General features: G+C 47.2%; 13 protein-coding genes. 4 read left to right on the top strand and 9 right to left on the bottom strand.

Annotated features, from left to right (window positions below; all coding sequences use genetic code 11):
• Positions 1 to 33: 33 nt before the first annotated feature.
• Together QUA44_RS10140 and QUA44_RS10135 are read right to left on the bottom strand one after the other, a co-directional pair.
• A complete protein-coding gene (locus tag QUA44_RS10140) occupies positions 34 to 3,444 on the bottom strand; it encodes an amino acid adenylation domain-containing protein (RefSeq protein WP_333250187.1) in 3,411 nt (1,136 codons plus the stop codon).
• 680 nt (positions 3,445 to 4,124) lie between these two features.
• Positions 4,125 to 5,876 carry a hypothetical protein gene (locus QUA44_RS10135; protein WP_333250189.1) on the bottom strand — a complete coding sequence of 584 codons (1,752 nt, stop codon included), beginning with the start codon at positions 5,874 to 5,876 and terminating at the stop codon, positions 4,125 to 4,127.
• A gap of 374 nt (positions 5,877 to 6,250) precedes the next feature.
• On the opposite strand from QUA44_RS10135, the gene QUA44_RS10130 reads away from it, so the two are divergent.
• Positions 6,251 to 6,469 (top strand): hypothetical protein, encoded by a 219-nt coding sequence (locus QUA44_RS10130; protein ID WP_333250191.1) that lies wholly within the window; start codon positions 6,251 to 6,253, stop codon positions 6,467 to 6,469.
• Positions 6,470 to 6,531: 62 nt separating this feature from the next.
• Positions 6,532 to 6,744 carry a hypothetical protein gene (locus QUA44_RS10125; protein WP_333250192.1) on the top strand — a complete coding sequence of 71 codons (213 nt, stop codon included), beginning with the start codon at positions 6,532 to 6,534 and terminating at the stop codon, positions 6,742 to 6,744.
• A 179-nt stretch (positions 6,745 to 6,923) separates the two neighbouring features.
• On the opposite strand, the gene QUA44_RS10120 is transcribed toward QUA44_RS10125, so the two are convergent.
• The 4 genes from QUA44_RS10120 to QUA44_RS10105 all read right to left on the bottom strand — a co-directional run bounded on the left by QUA44_RS10120 (position 6,924) and on the right by QUA44_RS10105 (position 9,735).
• Positions 6,924 to 7,334 carry an MgtC/SapB family protein gene (locus QUA44_RS10120; RefSeq protein ID WP_333309668.1) on the bottom strand — a complete coding sequence of 137 codons (411 nt, stop codon included), beginning with the start codon at positions 7,332 to 7,334 and terminating at the stop codon, positions 6,924 to 6,926.
• Between the two features lie 91 nt (positions 7,335 to 7,425).
• Positions 7,426 to 8,082, bottom strand: a complete 657-nt coding sequence (locus QUA44_RS10115) for a hypothetical protein (RefSeq protein WP_333250196.1) — start codon at positions 8,080 to 8,082, stop codon at positions 7,426 to 7,428.
• A 258-nt stretch (positions 8,083 to 8,340) separates the two neighbouring features.
• Positions 8,341 to 9,306 carry a BadF/BadG/BcrA/BcrD ATPase family protein gene (locus tag QUA44_RS10110; protein ID WP_333250198.1) on the bottom strand — a complete coding sequence of 322 codons (966 nt, stop codon included), beginning with the start codon at positions 9,304 to 9,306 and terminating at the stop codon, positions 8,341 to 8,343.
• A gap of 72 nt (positions 9,307 to 9,378) precedes the next feature.
• Positions 9,379 to 9,735, bottom strand: a complete 357-nt coding sequence (locus QUA44_RS10105; protein WP_333250200.1) for a zinc ribbon domain-containing protein — start codon at positions 9,733 to 9,735, stop codon at positions 9,379 to 9,381.
• 216 nt (positions 9,736 to 9,951) lie between these two features.
• Here QUA44_RS10105 and QUA44_RS10100 point away from each other — a divergent pair, with 216 nt between their 5' ends.
• Positions 9,952 to 10,278 carry a phasin family protein gene (locus QUA44_RS10100; RefSeq protein WP_333250202.1) on the top strand — a complete coding sequence of 109 codons (327 nt, stop codon included), beginning with the start codon at positions 9,952 to 9,954 and terminating at the stop codon, positions 10,276 to 10,278.
• Between the two features lie 283 nt (positions 10,279 to 10,561).
• The gene (locus tag QUA44_RS10095) at positions 10,562 to 11,149 is read left to right on the top strand and encodes an FKBP-type peptidyl-prolyl cis-trans isomerase (RefSeq protein ID WP_333250204.1); all 588 of its coding nucleotides are present in this window, start codon (positions 10,562 to 10,564) and stop codon (positions 11,147 to 11,149) included.
• A 193-nt stretch (positions 11,150 to 11,342) separates the two neighbouring features.
• Here the strand turns inward: QUA44_RS10095 and dnaB are convergent, their stop codons facing one another.
• The 3 genes from dnaB to QUA44_RS10080 form a co-directional block, all read right to left on the bottom strand.
• Entirely contained in the window at positions 11,343 to 14,900 is a 3,558-nt protein-coding gene (gene dnaB / locus QUA44_RS10090) for a replicative DNA helicase (RefSeq protein WP_333250205.1), read from the bottom strand.
• Positions 14,901 to 15,044: 144 nt separating this feature from the next.
• Positions 15,045 to 15,503: a 50S ribosomal protein L9 gene (gene rplI, locus QUA44_RS10085; RefSeq protein WP_333250207.1), complete on the bottom strand. Its 459-nt coding sequence runs from the start codon at positions 15,501 to 15,503 to the stop codon at positions 15,045 to 15,047.
• A 361-nt stretch (positions 15,504 to 15,864) separates the two neighbouring features.
• Complete coding sequence (locus QUA44_RS10080) at positions 15,865 to 20,967, bottom strand: PAS domain-containing protein (RefSeq protein ID WP_333250209.1); 5,103 nt, start codon at positions 20,965 to 20,967, stop codon at positions 15,865 to 15,867.
• Positions 20,968 to 20,981 lie beyond the last annotated feature (14 nt).

The raw sequence follows: 20,981 nt of genomic DNA, 5'->3' as shown, positions 1-20,981 counted from the left end.
AATGACTAATGACTAATGACTAATGACTAATGACTACCGTCTTTTAGTAAATTGCTTCGATCGACCAAAAGCAGCTTTTTGTCGATCGGCCCTATCTTGAAATTTATTACTAGACTGATTCGTGCTCTCTCCTTGGTTTAAATAATTGGCCAATTGGGCGATCGTCGGATGCTGGAACAATTTGACAACTGGCAAGTCTTTTTCTAATAGAGCCCGCACTTGCACGGCAATTTGCAGAGTCATCAGAGAATTACCTCCAATCTCGAAGAAATTGTCATGAATCCCCACGCGATCGAGCTTCAGCAACTTAGACCAAATGCCCGCTAGCACTTTCTCCAACTCGCCTTGCGGCGCCGCGTAACCCTGGGACAGTTCTTGTCGCTGTGAGTCAGGTGGCGGCAGGGCGCGGCGGTCAATTTTGCCGCTGGGTGTCTTCGGCATCGCCTCCACAGTCACAAACACCGCAGGCACCATGTAATCGGGGAGTTGTCCTTGCAATTGGACGCGGAGGTCAGCAATTGTTAGTTGCTCTTGTGGATTGACTGCTAAATAAGCCACCAATCGTTTGTCCCCCGGTGTGTCTTCCCGCGCTAGCACCACAGCTTGTTTAATTGCCGGATGTTTTGCGAGTGCAGTTTCAATTTCTCCCAACTCGATGCGGAAGCCGCGAATTTTGACTTGGCCGTCAATCCGTCCGATGTACTCGATATTACCGTCGGGCAGGTAGCGAGCTAAATCTCCTGTTTTATAAAGGAGATGTTGGGCATAATTAGATACTTCTTGGCTTTCAGCAATCTCTGTTTTCTGTGCATCTTCCTCCAATCTAAAATCTAAAATCGGCAATCTAAAATCGTTTAAGGGATTGGGAATAAATCTTTCAGCAGTCAAGTCGGGGCGGTTGAGGTAGCCGCGCGCCAAACAGATACCTCCAATGTGCAATTCTCCAGGAACGCCGATGGGTACGGGCTCACCATTCTGGTGTAACAAATAGATTTCCGTGTTGGGAATAGGGCGACCGATCGCAGGCAGTGCGGGCCAATTTTCCGGCGGGCCGCTGAGGGTATAAGCTGTGACAACGTGGCTCTCCGAGGGGCCATATTGATTGTGCAGGGTGCAATTTTCTAGCTGCTGAAAGAAACTGGTAATGTAACGGTTGACTTGCAACTGTTCGCCGGCGGTGACTACTTCGCGCAGCGATTTTGGTACTAGCTGATAGCTATCGGCGGCTTCGGCTAAGTGTTGCAGGGCGATGAAAGGGAGAAACAATCTTTGAATCTTTTCTGTGTCGATTAGCTGCAACAAACTCCGCGCATCTCGCCGCATTTCTTCGGTGATGAAAACGAGGGTGCCGCCCGCACACCAAGTACAAAACATTTCTTGAAATGAGACATCGAAGCTGAGGGAGGCAAATTGCAGGGTTTTGGCTGCGTCTTCCAAGGTGGAGTTTTGCAGTTGCCACGCAATTAGGTTGACTAGGGCGCGGTGCGGGAGGAGAACTCCTTTGGGTTTGCCGGTGGAACCGGATGTATATATTGTATAGGTTAAGTTGTCGGGAGATACGGTGCTGGCGGGGTTTTCGGTGCTGTAATTGGCTATTTCTTGCCAGTTTGCGTCCAAACAAACGGTTCGCGCTTGATGTTCCGGCAAGCCGGACACTACGTGAGATTGTGTGAGTATAACGGGAGTTTTGGTGTCGGCTAACATGAAAGTCAGCCTTTCTTTGGGATAAGCTGGATCGATCGGCACGTAAGCTGCGCCTGTTTTGAGAATGCCTAAAACGGCGATCGCAATTTCTAAGGAACGTTCCATGCAAATCGCGACTAAAACATCGGGCCCGACTCCTAATTGCTGCAAGTAATGGGCTAGTTGATTCGATCGCGAATTGAGCTCGCGGTAGGTAAGCTGCTGTCGGCAATTGTGTGGAAAAACGGCGGCAATGGCATCGGGCGATCGCTCCACTTGGGCTTCAAATAATTGGTGAACGCATTTGTCTTGGGGATAATTTGCCTGAGTTTGATTCCACTGCTGCAACTGCGAAATTTCGGCTGCTGTCAGCATTGACAATTTGCTAATTTTCTGCTGGGGATTCGCGGCTATACTTTCGAGCAAAGTTTGCAGGTGTCCCAACATTCGGGTAAGGGCGTTTTCATCGAACCGCTGGCGATCGCCCGCAATTTTCAGCAGCAGTTCGTCTCCCCCGTAGCCGTAAACTGTTAGGGGAAAACTCGTCTGTTCTAAAAGCTGAAATTCTCGATTTTTCCAGTCACCGCCTAAAGATTGCAAGGCCGAATTAAACTGGCACTTTTCAACTACTAGCAAGCTTTCAAACAAAGCACTGCTGCGGGAGATTTCGCTCCATTCTTGAGTTTTTGCCAGCGGTACGTTACTGTATTCTTGCAGCGCATTCCATTGATTTTGCAGTTGTTTCAGCCAATCGATGGCTGGCATTTCGGGAGTGACAATTACTCTCAGCGGCAAAGTATTGATGAACAATCCTACTGCTGGTTCTATTTTTTCTGTATTTGGCGATCGACTGTTGCAAATAGATCCAAATACTACATCTTGCGAACCGGAACAGCGGCTCAAAAGTAAAGCCCAGACTCCTTGCAGCAGGGTATTCAGGGTTAGTTGCTGTTCGTGAATTAGAGAGTTTAAAGCTGCGGTAACACTGCTAGAAAGCCGGATTTCGGGAATTGTCGGCAACAGGCTTCTTTCTTGTTCCACAACTGATAAATTTTCTGGTTGGGCGGGCATCTTCCCTGTCCTGGAAAAATCGCCAACCAAAGGAGTACGATCGCCCAAACCGCTTAAGTATTGCCTCCAAAATGCTTCTGTTTTCGAGATATCTTGCTGCATTCGATGGCTGGGATCTCGATCGCTATTGGGCGGTGTTAATTCTAATTTTCGATCGCCAGTCAGGGCTTCGTACAAGGTAAAAACTGCTTGCAAAACAGTTATTGCCGAGGTACTGTCAAGCAAAATATGGTGATAAGTCCAGATGAGTTTGTATTCGGTTTCCGCAACTCGGAACAAAGCCAAACGCATCAGCGGCGGTTGAGTTAGGTCAAATCCTTGCAGGCGATCGGCTTGTAAAAATGTTGCGAGTTGGCGGGTGCGATCGTCCTGGGACAAACTGCGCCAGTCTTCCTCAACTATTGACAGTTCGACTTTTTGGTGTACAGTTTGTACCGGCACCTCTCGATCCAACCAACTAAAACTCGTTCTCAAAACTGGATATCGATCGACATTTTGGCGCCAAGCATCGACAAAAGCTGAAACATTCAATTCTTCGCCCAGGCTGCACAGTACCTGTTCGATATCTACCCCTGACTGTTGGCCTGAAAGGCCCTCGAACAACATCCCCTGCTGGATCGGTGAAAGTTGATAGGAACATTCGCTATCAGTTGCTACAGATTGGGGACGGTCGGCTGCTGGCAAAGACATACTTACCTGGGAGTATTGAACTACAAACTTCGGAACAAGTGTAACGGGATTTTTCAGACTTCTTTTAATTAACCATTCAGGCAAAAGCGCGATCGCCAGCATCTGAATGTTGTGTTTTTTACTGTAAATAAATTTTTATTCTACCAACCGAGGTCAACTAAAATTTTGCCCTCCTGTCAACTCATATTCAACCTACAAATACATTCTATGCAGATCCTTTAGCGTTCCGCAACCGTGTAATTACAGAGAATGCAGCAATAGTAAAAATATCAATTTCACAAGTCGAGGCCTATTATTTGCGATTTATTATCGATTGATTCGATGTCGGTGTTTTTTGTAACCGATGGTAAGTTTTGTAAAGTTTTCAATTACCTGTTAAGCCCGGTTCTTCAAATTCGTTAGGTTGCCAAAAACCGGGTTTCTGCGACAAATTTCGGTTAGTACCAAAAATCTAGGAATAAACCCGGTTTCTTAAATTCCTTGGGCTGGCCAGAAACCGGGTTTCTGCAACAAATTTCGGTTAGTACCAAAAATCTAGGAATAAACCCGGTTTCTTAAATTCTTTGAGCGACCAGAAAATAGCCAAAAACCGGGTTTCTGCGACAAATTTCGGTTAGTACCAAAAATCTAGGAATAAACCCGGTTTCTCCAATTTCTTGGATGACAATAAACCTAAATTTTTACGCTTTCGGCTCAACCCAAACCGTCATCCCCTCAACCCTCAAACCTTTGCCGCGAGTGCCGCAATATTGACCGTTAGAAGTAACAGGAGTATCGCCCAAATTTTGAATGTGAGCAGTGTAAGATACATCGTACTTATCGGCTTGCGGCCCTGTCAGCCGCGCGGCAAATCCCTCAATGCGCTTCGCTTTACCCCGGAAACCGGCAAGATCCCCTTCATCGATCCAAGCAGTGTCGCCAACTCCTTCAACGTGAGCCATGTACTGCAAATTTAAACCGGCAGCGGGAGGCTCTATTTTAATTTGAAATCCTTCGACGCGACGCCCTTGAGCCTTTGTACCAGCATATTCTCGATCGCTAAAAGTTCGATCGCCAATTCCTTGAATGTGCGCCAACACTTTTAAACCCACAGGCGCCACTGTTTGGGAACTCGCAGACTGCGCGATCCAAACTTTGATGCCCTCTATTCTCAAAGCTTTGCCGCGAGTTCCGCAATAATCGCCGTTGGAGGACACGTCGGTGTCGCCGATATTTTGAATGTGAGCGCTATAAAATACGTCATACTTATCAGCTTGCGGCCCGCTCAACCGCACCGCAAATCCTTCAATTCGTTTCGCTTGACCCCGAAAACCTGCCAATTCTCCTTCGCTGAGCCAAGGAGTATCGCCAACACCTTCGACGTGAGCCATGTACTCGACATTTAAGCCAAGAATTGGCGGCTCGATATTAATTTGAAAACCTTCGACGCGCAGCCCTTTACCGCGACTACCTGCGTATTCTTGAGCACCGAAAGTTCGATCGCCAATTCCCTGAATGTGCGCCAAAACTTTAATTCCCAAAGCGCCCTCTACTGCCACCGCTTGTTGAATGTTCCGAGGTGCTCCAAAAACAATGTTCCCGGAACCACTTGCCTGAAGAGACTTAGGTACTTCCACGCTGGGAACAATAATTACCTCGTGCATGGGGACAGAAGGTGCGGGGGATTCCAAAATCTGGATCTGTGGCGCAACTGTAACTTGTTTCGGTGCCACATTTCCTGACGGGATGACAATCACTTCTGGCAAAGGTTCGGCGCTGATTTTTTGTTCTGGCGCTGCTTTAAATGCGGGTTCGACTTTTGCAGGTGCTGCTTTTACCATCTCAGCAATGGTTAATTTGCCTCTGGAAATGGCTACGGCTATTTGTTTGCCAAAAGCGGCGCTGACTGTTTCTTCGAGAATGACCCACTGTTCGTCATCTAATTTGTCTTGCTGTTCCACCAGGGCGAGCACTGCTGAAACTGGGTGTTTGCCGGTGACTAAGGATTCTGCGTCAGAATGCAGTTGAGTTGGGGTTGATTCGGAAATCGCGCGCTGCAGTTCGCGGGCTTTGCCATGCACTGATTGTAAGGGGGCGAAGTCGCTTTGTTCGCGGTGGGCGATCGCCAATACTCGATCGATCACTTTCAATGCTGCATCGCGAATTTCTGCTTTACCTTCAGAAGCTGCGGCAGTCTCGACTAAGTTTTGAATGTCTTTGAGGGAAGTAATTTCCCCTGGTGCAATCGCGGATTTGTTGAGTTCGAGAGCTTGTTTTTGGACTGCAGCAAAGTTGCGGCTGTAGGCGGCTACTTCTTGCAGCAAGCTGTCAGAGGGAGGAAGGCCGGAGTTTTGCAGTTGCTTTGTGGCTTGAGACAGGCGATCGGCCAAATTAGCATAAGTTTCCGATAGTCGGGCTATTTGTTGTAGCAAATCTTTATGAGCTAGTTCCATATGTCTTGCCGTAAATATTTAACTTGCTGATTATAGACGTTGAGCGTCTTCTGAAGGTAGAAGGCAGTAGTCATTAGTCATTAGTCCCAGGGAAGAAGAAAAATGCTCCCCCTCTCCGACTCCTCCACTCGGACACTCTCCGACTCCCCCACCCAGACACCCGGACACTCTCCAACCCCCCACTCTCCGACTCATCCTCTGGCATCCCCCGCGTGATCGCCGTCACAACCCTGCAAATACTTAGTCACACTCTTCGACTCCGGCTGTCACGAGTGGCCCGTAACAATGTCACACATATCGAGCAATAGCCGTCACTGCTGATTCTGTGAAAACAGTTGATACTGAGGCTTGAACCAATAAAATCCCGAAGTGTTATGGTACTAATTCGCGATCTCGCCCAGCAAGCTCTGGCTCTAGGCTATCTAACCATTGAAGCCGAAAATCAACTGCGGCGGATGTTAACTACCACCAAGTATGACTTGGAAGACTTAAATGCTTTTATGGCTTTGCAACTAGCAGCTATGTCCGGAGGAGTGAAACAAGAGTCTCGCGAGCTGAAAAAAATTGAAATCTTTGGCGAGACGGCTTCCTAAAATTCCTGTTAGTAATTAGTTAACTTTTGATTAGTTCAAATTTAGTAAGGGACATTTCTACCGTGCAGATTCGTGAAGTTGTAAAACAAGCTATTGCCGCTGGATATCTGAGTTTGGAAGCGGAAAATCAAATGCAGGATATTTTTGCCTCGGCGAAGTGCGATTTGGAAGATTTGAATGCTTTTATGAGCTTGCAGTTAGCCGCGATGGCTGGTCGTGTGAGGCAAGAGTCTTTGGAATCGATAAATTCGCCGAACCTTTCGGAACAAAATTAATCGTCTTTATTCAGTGTTCGGGCGGGATAGATATTAAGTTATATGCCATGAAAACAGACTTAGATAATAATTTAATTTACCCTAGTTTTTATCTAATTAATTCTAATATTATTGCTATTATTTAACTCGATCGGTATGAATTTACTTCAATATTAATTATACAAAACCTTCGCGATCGACTATTTCCGACTCCGACGCTCTAAATTTTTTATAACTCTCAGAACAAACAGCGACATGAAAGCGCCAATTAATGCCAGTTGCCACAACCCGCATCCGGCCGCACTTCCTAAAGCTGCTGACAACCAAATAGCGGCGGCAGACGTGAGCCCGTGAACTTTTGGTTTGCCGATTTCCTGCTGACATTCGCGCAGGATTTCCCCGCCCCCCAAAAATCCTATCCCGGCAGCAATGCCTTGAATTACGCGCTCTACACCATCTCGTCCGTTTTCATTTTTACCTATTGCCAGCGGTATTAAAACAAACATTGCGGCACCCATACTGACTAACATATGAGTCCTCAATCCCGCTGGTTTGTTTTTGAGTTCGCGCTCCCATCCAATCATTCCGCCAACAAACATGGCCAGACACAACCTCAATAGTATGCCTAGCCAATTATCGGGAGACCACAAGTTATCGATCGACAATGTTTTACTGCAAATAATTAATCCGAAGATTCCAATCTTAGCGGAGTACGATGTCCGATCGCAATCTCACTGCCAAATCTTGTTCCGGGCGAATCACGAGCACGTCAACGCTGCGCCGCCCCAACAAGACTCCAGCTAAAGCGCCGATCCCAACGCCTCCTAATACTTCTTCAGTCGCGATCGCTTTGTCGCCGGTAATGCCTGCGAGTGCTGCTGCTGCTGCTGCACCCAAGGCTGCACCTTGCGCTACTGAACCTGTGCCAGCACCTTTTTGGACTCTTTCGGTTCGGGTAATAATTCCCGAATAGCCATCAATCCGATAGCGTTGGCGGCGGCTGATAATTAACTCTCTGGCAACAAATTGAGTACCACTTTGATTGCCTCTTCTGACAGGTTGCAGTGCCCCGACTATCTGGCTGCCTGCAGGGATTAATACTCTGCCTTGAGGTGTGCGGATGTCTCGCGCCACTGTTAAAGTTAAAGGTGCAGTTTCTTCGCGGGTGACAACTATTTTGTCTTTTTCATAGCTAACTGGAATGACACTGCCCGAGGGAATTCGGATGCTATCAAATTGTGAAATTCGTTGTTGGGCTTCTGCGGGAGTAGCTACCACCAGCGGCGCGCTGGTTCCAACTGTAATGCCCAGTGCGAGGATTGCTGCTGTTGCTGAACGCCATTTTTGAGAAGTAATCATATAAATTGTCTCCTTGCTTCGGTTTTTGTTTACTTAGGAACGCACTACTGCTAAATTTGTTTCTGGTTTCGCATTCATCTGATGTTTTAATTATGGCAGGCTGGAATTCTACAAGTTGGGAAGATAAGGTAGATAATCCAGAAGTTGAAAATTTGGAAAAATCGAGAAAATCCGCAAGACAGGGGCGATCGGGAAGATAAGGAAGATAGTCAACAGTCAGCAGTCAAGAGTCAACAGTCAAGAGTCAACAGTCAACAATTAATTGTTGAGAGCGTTTAAAGCTAGCAATCCAGCACCGAAAGCTGGTTCGTATCGGGGCGAAATAACCTTAGCTTTTGGGGCGATCGCACTTATTGCTGCTTCAAACCGACCTCGGCAATTTGCCTCCCCGCCCCACACACCTCCTACGATCACAATTTCAAATTCTTCTGTTTGGTTAAATAGCGCTGCAATGGCTATTTTTGTTGAATAGGTTAATTCTGCCACAGCATTATTGATAATGCAGTCAGCGACGCGATCGCCCTCTGCTGCAGCTCGATCGACAATCGGCGCTAAAGCTGCAATTTCTTTGACTCCCCAACCGCGCCCGTAAACGACTTCTACCAATTCTTCTAGGTTATTGAGGCCTAAATGCTTTTGAAATTTTTCCGCAAGCACGGTAAAATCTTCGCGTCCGTCATAGAACTTCAAAGCAGCTTGCAAACCCTGAAGGGCGATGTTATATCCGCTGCCTTCATCGCCTAAAATATATCCCCAACCGCCGACTCGTTTAGTTTTCCCTTGACTGTTTTGCCCAAAAACAATCGAACCGGTTCCTGAAATAACGGCGATACCCACTGGATGGCCTGTACCGCCAGCAAGTGCGATCGCGCAGTCGCTGCAAATTACTATATTCCTGGGCAGGAATGAGCGGGTTACTGGTAAAGTATTCGTCAACTGCAAGTTCTGCACTACAAATTGCACTATTTCACGATCTTTTGGACGCCCGACGCCTGCTAGTCCCAGACCAATTGCTTCTATGTTGAGATTGCCTACAGCCTCGACCTGAGCGGACAGAACTGCTCGTTCGATCGCCAATTGGATGGATTGTTTGGCTGTCTCAATTCCCAGGGTTTGATAATTTGATGGCCCTGCTTCACCCCGTCCTAAAACAAGGTGGTTGTCATCCATTAAAAGGCAGATAGTTTTAGTGCCGCCGCCGTCGATGCCGAATACGTAGCTCATGAATAATTTAGAGAATAATAGAGCAACCCAGATTAACAGAGATATGTCTATTCTACGCTTTGTACAATCCGATTAAATCGACAGAGCAATGCTAATAATAATTAAACCTAATAATGCTAACCAAACCAGATGGCGCTGACACCAATTTTTGATTGATTGCAGCCCGTCGCCACTGCTGTAAGGAATCGTCTGTGGCACAAGTGGCTCAGCTTGATTATGATAAAGGGTGCATTCTTTGGCAAAGGGACGCTGCGGGTAGTTGCAAGTGTCGTCTTCGTGGTAAATACAGGTATTGCACAGAAATTCTTCGGGTTTTGATCGATAAAGCGGGATACCCGGATGACCGAAAGCTTTGAGAGGGGTTTTGCAGTGCCCACAGGCGATCGCTCGGGAGTCTACAGGTTGGTGACAGCGGGGACACTCAGGCATTAGACAGCACGGTGATTGGGTAATTTTGTCGGCAGGCTTCTTAGCGGGTTTTCCGAACGCCCATTGGCGAGTTAGACTCGCCAGCAGGTCGCTGGATGCTCCAAAATAGAAAGGTAGGTCAGCGCTGATGTAACTTAAATTGTACAAAGGGTTTCGCAGCGACCGCAGGCGACCTGAGCCGATCGGGTATTTTGGGGCAAACAGTAGGAAAAATCTATGGATAACAATAGCAACTTACTCAAACAACTGGTAATGCTGGGCATTGGTACTACCTCCCTGGTGGCGGAGAAATTGCAGGAAGCCAGCGAGCAATGGGTCAAAGATGGCAAAATCAATCCCGAACAAGCCAAAACCTTTGTCGATGAGGTGACTGAACATCTCAAGTCTGAACAGGGAAATTGGGATACGCAGTTGCAGCGGCAACTCCGGAATATGCTGCAAGATATGGGCGTTCCCCGACAGTCCGAAATGGATGAGTTGCGCGGAAGGCTTGATCGTCTCGAACGTCAGATGCGGGATTTGGAAAACCGTAACTGGCGCTGAGTGCGATCCTCTTTGATGGCTTCGCGCTCCGCCCGATCGCACGCTTGCTGCTATCGTGTGATAAAATTGTCACCCGAACGCAGAAGGCTCAATCAGGCACTTATGTAGAAAGCAGAAGGTAGAATTACAAACATTCTGACTTCATACTTTCTTTTGCCTTTAAAATTAACTGGCAGCCGCCATCTTTTGGCGGAAAAGTTCAGATAAAATTTTGTAGTTCTGGTTGTACAAGATGTCTTAGATATCTGAGAGATCGCCGTTAAAAGTATCAGGAGGATTAATTTTGCGAGGAATTCTGGTCAGCTTGGGGGTAGTGGTGGTTTGCTTTGTGTTTTTGATAGTCGCTCAAATGAGCGGTTATGTATCCACAGCAGTGGCTTCCGAATTGAATAATCCTGTAACCGATGCTGCGCTTGAGATCCTCTCAGCGAAGTCTTTCACTGAAGATAGCTTGCTAGTAGCTGATGCTAATTTACCAAAAGAACCAGCTACTATCGCTGGCAATAACATGACTGATAATACTGAGAAAACTGTCACCACAGATTCGGGTCTGAAATATGTTGAATTGAAAGAGGGTGATGGGGCGACTCCAAAAACCGGTCAGACGGTTGTGGTGCACTACACTGGCACTTTGGAGGATGGCACGAAATTTGATAGTTCGCGCGATCGCAATTCTCCTTTTCAGTTCAAAATTGGCGTAGGTCAAGTAATTAAGGGTTGGGATGAAGGTGTCGGTACGATGAAAGTTGGAGACCGCCGCAAGTTGATTATTCCCCCTGAACTCGGTTATGGTGCTCGCGGTGCGGGCGGGGTGATTCCTCCTAATGCTACGCTGATTTTTGATGTGGAATTATTGAAAATCGCTGGCTAGGTAGCTCAGCCTAACTAAGTGTAAAATTTTTCGTTTAAAAACCCGGTTTCTTTTAAGAAACCGGGTTTCTGCATAAGTCCTGGGTAAATCGACCTAATTAAACGTAAAATACGGATCGCGAAAAAGCTTGCTGTGTGTTCCTTCTTCCTTCTTCCTTCTTCCTTCTTCCTTCTTCCTTCTTCCTTCTTCCTTCTTAAGAGCGCTTTGGAGATGCTAGATTGCGGAATGAGGTATATTGGGCATCGAATAATAGTTTGATGATGCCTGTGGGGCCGTTTCGGTGTTTGGTGATGATGACTTCGGCAATTCCGCGATCGGGCGAATCAGGGTTATAATATTCATCCCGGTAAAGCATAATTACTAAATCGGCGTCTTGCTCGATCGATCCAGAGTTATGACTGACAATGCCATCAGCTAACCAAGATTCGACACCAGGAACAGTCAAGTCAAAAACTTCCTCTTCTCCCGCTGCTGAGATATTAATCACTTCATCCCAGAACAAGTCAGAAGATGCTTTTTGAAGCAAGGAATCACTATCCAAAAGTTTGGCATAGTCTAAAACCGTTTCTCGTGAAGGAGCAAAACTGAAGTGAGAAGAACCATTGATTCCCCTGGGTTCCCAACGGTTTCCATTGCTACTGAAAACTAACTGATGCCAGTTACCTCTACTTTCGTGTCGATTGACTTGGACACCAAAATACTCAGCAGCGGTCTTTACGATTTCACTATTTTCCTCGGATGCAGTGGTATACCTGAGCGGCTGACCCTTCAGATAGCTACCATCTCCCATCAAGTGAGCTAGCAAAGAAATTTCATGTTCCTTCCAGTTAATTGGCTTCTGAGGCTCAGGAATCAATCTGGCGATCGCCACCCGACTTCCCACCTGAACCGACTTTAACTCTTGCCAACCTTGCTCTGTATAGATACGGTGTTGAGCCGTAGCCTTAAGGCTTCTGCCACTAGCTAACTTAAGGATAAAGACAGGCTTGACTCCTACTCGCCAAACCTTGTCACTTTTCGCCACCGCGATCTTTTCTAGGTGATTCATCGCCAACACCATTGGCTCTTGGCCTACTAGATCACGAATTGGCACTCGGCGACCATCCGCTAACAGCACGGGCGTATCACCAGTAACACATTCACGCAAATCCGACATCATCGGCCGCTTATTTGTCCTCGCTTCCACACTTCGACTCAACTGAGACAAAGCAATAATCGGCACGTTGAGCTCGCGGGCTAAACCTTTGAGGCCTCTAGTAATTCGAGATAATTCTTGCACGCGGTTGTCGCTGCTACCTTCCATTAATTGCAGATAATCTAGCAAAATCAATCCTAGAGCTCCGCCTTGTTCGGCTTGGAGGCGGCGGGCTTTGGATCGAATCTCCATCACGGTAATATTGGGAGTATCATCAATAAACAGCGGCAATTCTGATAAGTTGCCAATGGCTGTACTGATTGGTTCCCATTCGTTTTGACTGATTCTACCCGATCGCAAGCGGTTACTTTCTATTTTGGCTTCACTGGAAAGAATACGCTGCACTAGCTGTTCTTTCGACATTTCTAAGCTGAAAACGGCAACCGGAAATTTTTGCTGTCCAGCGGCGATGTGGTGGGCGATGTTGGTACAGAAAGCAGTATTGTGAACGCAGATGTCATTAGCAACAAAATTGTGCGTTTCCGGGATAGTTAAGTCGTAGACTTGCTTATTTCCCATCGGTTCGATCGAAACTATTTCATCCCAGTAAACCTCGCTATCTGCCAGTTGTTTCAGCCACGAATTATCTAAAGCAGTTGCTAAAACCAAAAGTCTTTCCCTGGACAGGGCACGTTTACCAACGTGAATATTTGAATAACCTTTGATGCCTGCGCGTTTTGCTAACGATGCCCAAGATTCGTTTCCTTTGGCTAATGCTAGGTATTCCCAAGCCTCGACAGGAATTAAATCGCGGTTATTGTGAGATATTTTGTTTTCTAGTGCTTCTTTTACTTTAAATAATGCTTCTTCTTTGCCAAAAATGCCAATCTCTGATATAAATATTTTGATAGATTTTACGTCAGTAATATCGATAAACCAAGCTGGATTACGAGTATTTTTGTATTTAACTAAACGCTTTTTGAGGGCGGCAATGATGCCAAATCTCAGTAGTAAATGCTGTACTTGTCTGGCTAGTTCTTCGCTGACAGAACAGTAGCCTAGTTGAGATTGACCGCTGGTAAGTAGGGTTGCCCAGCCGTCAGTTGAAAAGAGACGGTTGAGGAAAAGGGCAATTTGCGATCGTTCCAATTTAAAAACTATATCTGGTACTGTTTTCTGGTGAGCATTTTTTCCCATCAGACCTAATTCTTCTAACCAGAATCTCAGTGGGTTTTTGTGTGTGGTATGAACAGCATCCATTCCGGGCCCGGCTAGCTGTTTTGGATCTACTTCTAAAATTTCACAGGTGCGAGTAAATAATTCTTGATTGGGGAATGCAATTCCTTGTACCCAAGACGAGACTAAAATCGGTGAAACTCCCAATTTTTGAGCAAATTCTTGGATATACAAATCTTGTTCTTCGAGGACTCTGTGTAGATTCCAACCAAAGAGGTCTATTTTCTTTATGTAATCTTCTCGATCGCCGATAACACGATATTCGGGTGCGCGCCTCCCTTTATCGTTGTATCGCAGCCTAAGACCTCCGAAGCTAGCAGCAGCCTTAGCAAAGTCTTCTAGTATAGCAGTATTTCCATTGGTGAAGCGTGGCGCACCCTGTGTCAAACATCCATCGCCAATTAGATAAGCCAATAACTTAACTTCACAGTCGCGGATGGTTTCTTTACCAAAAATATTTATCTGTCGGGGTACAGCAATTTTATCGCCTGCTTGTATTTCCCCTAACTGCCGCCATCCCTTAATTGTTAAAAATGGGTGTGTTATTGTAGTTTCTATAAAGCGTCCCAGTCTTGTTGTTACCCGAAATACAGGCTTAATTCCATCATCTATAAAATCTGATGGTCTAGTTAGATGAAACTTAAAATCTTTTCCTAAAGTTAGTAATTCTGCTTGACGTTTCTGATAGATTTCTTCAATGGTAACAAGGCTTCCATCGCTTAGTAGTATAACGGACTCATCTATACAGCACTTCCCCATCGCCGGCCTGGCGGCAACGATGATTAAATCCGATCGCTGAAAGCCGCCTGTCATGGCATCTAAATCATAAAAACCGCACGGAATACCGGGAAGCGTCAGCCCTTCATTGCGATTTTCGAGGTCTTGAAATGTTTGGTTTAGTGTTTCGCCGATCGATACTAAATCTTGTTGCGGACGTTCTTGAGTAATGCTAAAAATTTGTTGTTCGGCGCGGTCTAAGACTGTTTCTAGTGGTGTTGCCGTCTCGTAACCTAATTGTACTATGTTGTTGCCAGCTTCGATTAATTTGCGGCGCTGATATTTGTCTTCAACTAAGGCTGCATATTGGTCGATGTTGACTGCTGAAACTGTACGATCGACTAATTGTGCTAATTTAGTTAGTCCTCCGACTTGTTCTAACTGGTTGCGGTCGGTTAGCGCAGTTGTTACCGTCATTAAATCGGTAGGTTGACCCTGTAAAAATAGCCCTAATGCCGATCGATAAATGACTTGATGAGCGGTGATGGCAAAAAACTCCGGTCGCAGCAGTTCGGCAATTCGGGAAATCGCTTCGGGGTCAATTAAAATGCCCCCCAAAATTGCTTCTTCTGCCTCTATATTTGTCGGCATCAAATCGCTCATTAGTTATTGAAAATCGCTCATTAGTTATTGAAAATGGGTTATGGGTTATGGGTTATGGGTTATGGGTTATGGGTTATTAGTTATTAGAAAAACAAATGACAATGCCCAATGCCCAATGCCCAATGCCCAATGCCCAATGCCCAATTACATGGGGACAACTTGAATATCAACTTCGGCGGTAACTTCGGCGTGTAGTTTGATTTCAGCTTTGTATGTACCAGTTTGGCGAATTTCGGGCAGAGTGATGCCGCGCCGATCGACTTCTTGACTGGTAGAGTTGAAAATCAGTTCTGCTACTTCTTGGTTGGTGACAGTACCAAAAATCGCGTCTGCTTCGCCAACTTGCTTGGAGATGATGAAAGGCCCGGCTGCTTCCAGGGCGGTTTTGCGGACTTCAGCTTGCTGCTTGAGTTCTAACTGGCGCAGTCTTTCTTCTTCGCGGCGGCGCGCTGCTTGCTTGAGAATGCCGGGAGTCGCTTTAAATCCCATTCCTTGGGGTACTAGGTAGTTGCGGGCGTAGCCTGGGGCTACTTCTACTACGTCGCCAGCTTTGCCGAGTTTGCTGACATCTTTGTTTAAAACTAATTGGACGCGCTTGGCCATGATCGTTGCTTGTGGGGTTTTGACTGCAACTTTTTATAATAGCGAAGTTTGAGGGGCGATCGCAAGGGAGAGTTGACAGTTGAGAGTTGACAGTGGGCAGTGGGCAGTGGGCAGTGGGCAGTTGAGAGTTGACAGCTTGCCCTGAGCGAAGTCGAAGGGTTGACGGTTGACAGGACGAAGAGTCCTTCTTAATCAGGTTCGTAGTAAGGACGAAGAGTCCTCTCCGATTGCTGCACCACCTTCGCTGTAGACGGATGAACCCACCAAAAATGATATCTCATCCTTCAACTGACAACTGCCCACTGACAACCGTCAACCGTCAACTGCCCACTGTCAACTCTCAACTGCCCACTGTCAACTCTCAACTGTCAACTGTCAACTGACTGCGATCGCCGATCGCTCGCGCTACAGTAGCAACTAACAGGGTCGGATCGATCGGCTTAGATAAATGTTGGTCAAATCCGGCTTGCAAAATTTGGCGCTCGTTCCCTTCTCCAGCATAGGCCGTTAGGGCGATCGCCAACAACTGCCGATACTCAGGCGCAAGCTGAGTGCGGATGCGATGGATCAACATATATCCGTCCATCTGGGGCATTCCGATATCGCTGACGAGCAAATCCGGTGCAGTTTGGGCGATCGACTCTAGCGCCTCAGCAGCAGAAGACAGCGAAATCACCTCTGCACCCGCTTCCTCAAGCACAAAAGCGACAAAATCTCGCGAGTCGAGTTCATCATCTACTACCAAAATTCTCAATCCAGCTAGCGGCAAAGATGACATATCGGGACTCAGAGACGAATTGACGGCTTCCGACCGCTGCCTTCTAGAATCATCATTTAATAGCGGCAATCTCACCGTAAACGTCGCTCCTAGTCCTTCTCCGGGGCTTTCTGCAAACACCGTGCCGCCGTGAAGTTCGATCAGTTGGCGGACGATCGCCAATCCCAGTCCCAAGCCGCCAAATTTGCGAGTGGTGGCGCCATCTTCTTGTCGGAAATGGTCAAAAACATAAGGCAAGAAATCGGGAAGAATGCCTTTGCCAGTGTCTATGACTTGAATTTGAGCTTGGTGTTCAATTTGCCCTAATCTAACTTCAACTCGACCGCCTTCGGGTGTGAATTTCACCGCGTTTGATAACAAATTCCACACAATTTGTTGCAAGCGAATTGTATCGCCGAGAACTTGCCCGACATCGGGATTTAAGATTGTTTGAATTTGAATTTTTTTAGCTTCCGCTGATAATTGCACGGTTTCCAAAGCAGACAAAATAATGGTTGCCACATTCACCGGAGCAACAGTTAATCTGAGTTTTCCTTGCAGAATCCGAGACACATCTAGCAAGTCTTCAATTAATTGAGATTGCAGTCGGGCGTTGCGCTCGATTGTCTCCAATGCTTTGGCTGTTTTAGCCGCGCTCAGCTTGCCACCTCTGAGCAGTTGCGACCAGCCTAAAATCGGATTTAGGGGCGATCGCAACTCGTGAGAAAGCACCGCCAGAAACTCGTCTTTAATCCGGTTAGCTCGCTCGGCTTCCGCGCGGGCAGTTTGTTCCAATTGCAGAACCATATCGCGCTCGATTTCCACTTGTTTGCGCTCTGTAATATCGATAACAGAACCGATATAACCCTCAAATTGTCCGCTTTTGGAAAATCTGGGAGCAGCTGCATCTATCGCCCAAGAATATCCGCCATCCTTACGCCCGACGCGATATTCCATGCGGAAAGGTTCCTGACGTTCGTTGGCGGTCAAAAATGCGTTCTTTGCCTGTTCTCGGTCTTCTGGATGCAAAGCATTTATCCAACCAAATCCCAAACCTGTTTCCTCAGTTTGACCGGTGAATTCATACCAGCTTTCGCTGAGGAAATTGCAGTAGCCTGTGGAGTCTGTTACCCAGACCATAAATGGAGCGTTGTTCGCCATATTGCGGAATCGTACTTCGCTCTCAAGCAACGCTGCTTCTGATTGTTTGCGTTCTGTGATATCTCGACAGACAATCACTCCGCCTTGGATTTCGCTGCTAGTATCAACCACCGGATAACCGCTGATACTGATCCAGCGACTTTCGGCATGGGGGTGGCAGACAAATACTTCTACATCATTGACATATTCACCTTTGATTGCTCTGGCTAGAGGTAGTTCATTTTCGGGGAAAAAGGTTTTTTTGTCTGCCAAAAATAGTCCGTAGGTTCTCGACCATTCCCGAGGAGATTTTTCATTTGTTAGCTGACCGAATATCCCCTCGGCGGCTTGGTTAAACAACACAAACTCCCCTTGTTGGTTGGCCAAAATCAAACCATCACCAATGCTGTCAATAATTACTTGCAGTAACTTTGTTTGTTCTTGCAGGGCGACTTCTGCTCGTTTGCGATTTGTGATGTCGCTGGAGATGCCAATCAAGCCGATCACTTCTCCCGCCTGATTGCGGTAGGGAGCTTTCATTACCAGAAATGTCCGAATGCCATCGTGAGATTCTTCGAGGACTTCTGTTTGTCCAGATTCCATAATGCGCCGATCGTTTTCCGTGACTGTGACTGCAAGTTCTACTACTGGGTATAAATCGATATCGCGACCACCAATTACTTCAGCAGCAGGTTTGCCCATTATTTCCAGCGTGGCTGGATTTGCATAAATAATCCGTCCTTCTCGATCTTTGACAAAAATTGGTGTGGGCGCTGACTCGTTAATCACGTTCAAAATCGCATTCTTTTGTCGCAGTTCTTCTTCTATGCGTTTGCGATCGCTAATATCGCTCCAATAAGCCGTAAGTCCATCTGCTGCTGGATAGGCGCTGACTTCTACATACATTTGAAGCGACGGCAAAAACTCTTCAAGCTTGACAGAAATTTGCTCGGAAACGACTCGATGAAATTCTTGATATAGCGTCGAATTCGATGCTGATTCAGCGGGAAATAACTCCCAGATCGATCGACCTAATAAGTCGTTTCTCGATCGACCGAGCAGTTTTTCAGCAGCGGCATTAACGTAGGTATAGCACCATTGTGCATCGATCGCGATAAAGGCATCCGCAATACTTTCTAGAATATTGCTGACTTGCTGATTGGCGAGCGCGATCGCGAGTTCAGCGTTTTTGCGCTCGGTGATTACTTCCGAAAAAATCATGATCCCGCCAATCTCACCGCTGTTGGTTCGCCAAGGGTGAATTTCCAAGCGCACCCAGTCTACGCAGCCATCAGCGCGGGGAAACGGTTCTTCTGGGCAGATTTCGACTGCTCCCGCCAGACAGCGCTGGTGGATTTGTTTCCAACGATCGGGCAAATTGGGAAAGATGTCGTAGTGCGATCGGCCCACAATGTTTTGAGTGCCGAGCCCGTAACTTGACAGCCAGCGATCGCTCACCAGCATATACCGCATCTGGCAGTCAAACATCGCCACTCCCACAGGCGAATGTTTGACAAACATCCGCAACTTGCTGTAGTGTTCGCGCAGAAGATTTTCCGCCTGTTTGCGATTGGTGATTTCTTGGAAAAGTATGGCGACTTTGCTGCTGTGCGGCTCAGGCGTGCGGAACGCCGAAATTTCAAACCAGCGGTTCATGACTTCCGAGCCGTGCTCAAAGCGCACTGGTTCCCCTGTCAGCGCGACTTTGCCGTAAATCTCAAACCAATAATCTTCGAGCCCTGGAATGAGTTCTCGCGCCGTTTTTCCCGTCGCTTCTACGAGTCCGGTTTGTCTCTCAAAAGCCGGATTGACTTCCAAAAAGCGGTAATCGATCGGCTTGTCGTTGTCGTCAAACAGCATTTCGATGACGCAAAAACCTTCGTCTAGGGACTCAAACAAAGTGCGATAGCGTTCCTCGGAACGGCGCAAAGCTTCTTCTGCTTGTTTGCGAGCGCTAATATCCACAAACGCCGCCACACAGCCGCGAACTGCGCCCTGTGCATAAAATAACGGAACTGCATTCACCAACCAATCTAATGCCATCCCGTCCGCTCGCACCATTTGAATTTCCACATCCCGCACTTCGGCTGCTGTTGCCACAGCCCGCTGCATTGGGAGTTCTTCTGGCGGGATTTCTACTCCGTTGCTCAGTTGTCTGAACGGAAGGATTTCGGCTTGCTCTCCGGTTGCAGAAACATTGACATCCGGCGGTAATCCGAGCATCGACTGAGCAAATCTGTTAGCGCGAATTACTTTACACTGCGCGTCGTCTGCGATCGTAATGCCAATAGGTACAGCATCAAGAATTGATTGCAGTTCGTTAACTCGTCCCTCTAGTTCCTGGTTGAGCCGTTGAATTTCTTTTTTGCTAGCTTGGCGATCGGTAATTTCTAGCACCGTTCCATTCACGCCCAGCAAGCGATCGTCCTGGGCCGAGAGCGGATAGAGACTCAACAGCCAAACCCGATCTGCTCCCGGCTGTGCTGCATTTTTCCCGCGAACTTCGATCTGCGCGATCGGAATTTTAGTTTCAATAACTTGTCTGTAAAGCGGCTCTAAATCATCTGCCATTTCTGGCAAGATTTCGCGCAATGTTTTACCGATGTGGGCGGCGGTTGGAATTCCGTTAATTTCTGCTAGGCGATCGTTGATCCGGACAAACCGCAATTGTGTATCGACAAAGCAAAGGCCGATCGGCGCGCTAGCATAAATCGCCTCAATTTCTGCAAGTTGTTGCCGCGCAGTTTGGGCTTGTTGAATAAAAGCAGCCCGATCCGCTTTCTGCTGGGTGACATCTTGAAAATAAACGGCAATTCCCGAGGCGATGGGATAAGCTCGTACTGCATACCAAGCATTGAGCGGCCCGTAAAAAGATTCAAAACTAACCGTAACTTGCTCTCTGGCGCAGCGGCGGTATTCGAGATCGAACAAACTACCCGCAGATTCGGGAAACTCTTCCCAAACGCTTTTACCAATCACCTCTTGCGGGAGTCGATTCAGCCACTGCGCCGCTTGAGAATTGAGGTAGGTAAATCGCCAGTCTCGATCCAAAGCAAAGAAGCCGTCGGAAATACTTTCGAGGGTGTCTGACTGTTGTGGTGCAAGGGTGTCAAATACTTCTTCCGGCTGAGGTTGAGCAATTTCGGTGAAGGTTGTAACTACTGCGTAGGGAGTCGATCGATCTCCCTGAAATAAAGGTTGAGAATTGACATTCAACCAAATCAATTCTCCCTGTGGCCGATCAAAGCCCATGATGACATTTAAAGATGGTTGCCCGGTTGAGAGCGCCACCATCGCCGGATGTGTCTCGCCGGGAAAATCCGAGCCATCTTGAGGCACAGTCTGCCACCGACTGGTGATAGAAGTGCATAAGAGCATCTGTTGTGCTGTCATCCCCAACAGATCCTGGGCGTGAGAATTGCACCCCTGAATGCTACCATCTGCCAATTGCAGAACCATCCCTACATCAGTTGGCAAAGGCGCGCCTGGGTAGATCGGTTTGTTAGAATCCGTGGAAACAGAGGGGTCGATTTTTGCTTGGGGTTCAGTATTGCGTGGGTTTTGCATCGGTTTCTAACAAC

This window comes from Microcoleus sp. N9_A2 (assembly GCF_036701775.1).
GTDB lineage: Bacteria > Cyanobacteriota > Cyanobacteriia > Cyanobacteriales > Microcoleaceae > Microcoleus.
The sequence above is the reverse complement of the archived record's forward strand: the minus strand, read 5'-3'. Positions and strand labels throughout refer to the sequence as shown.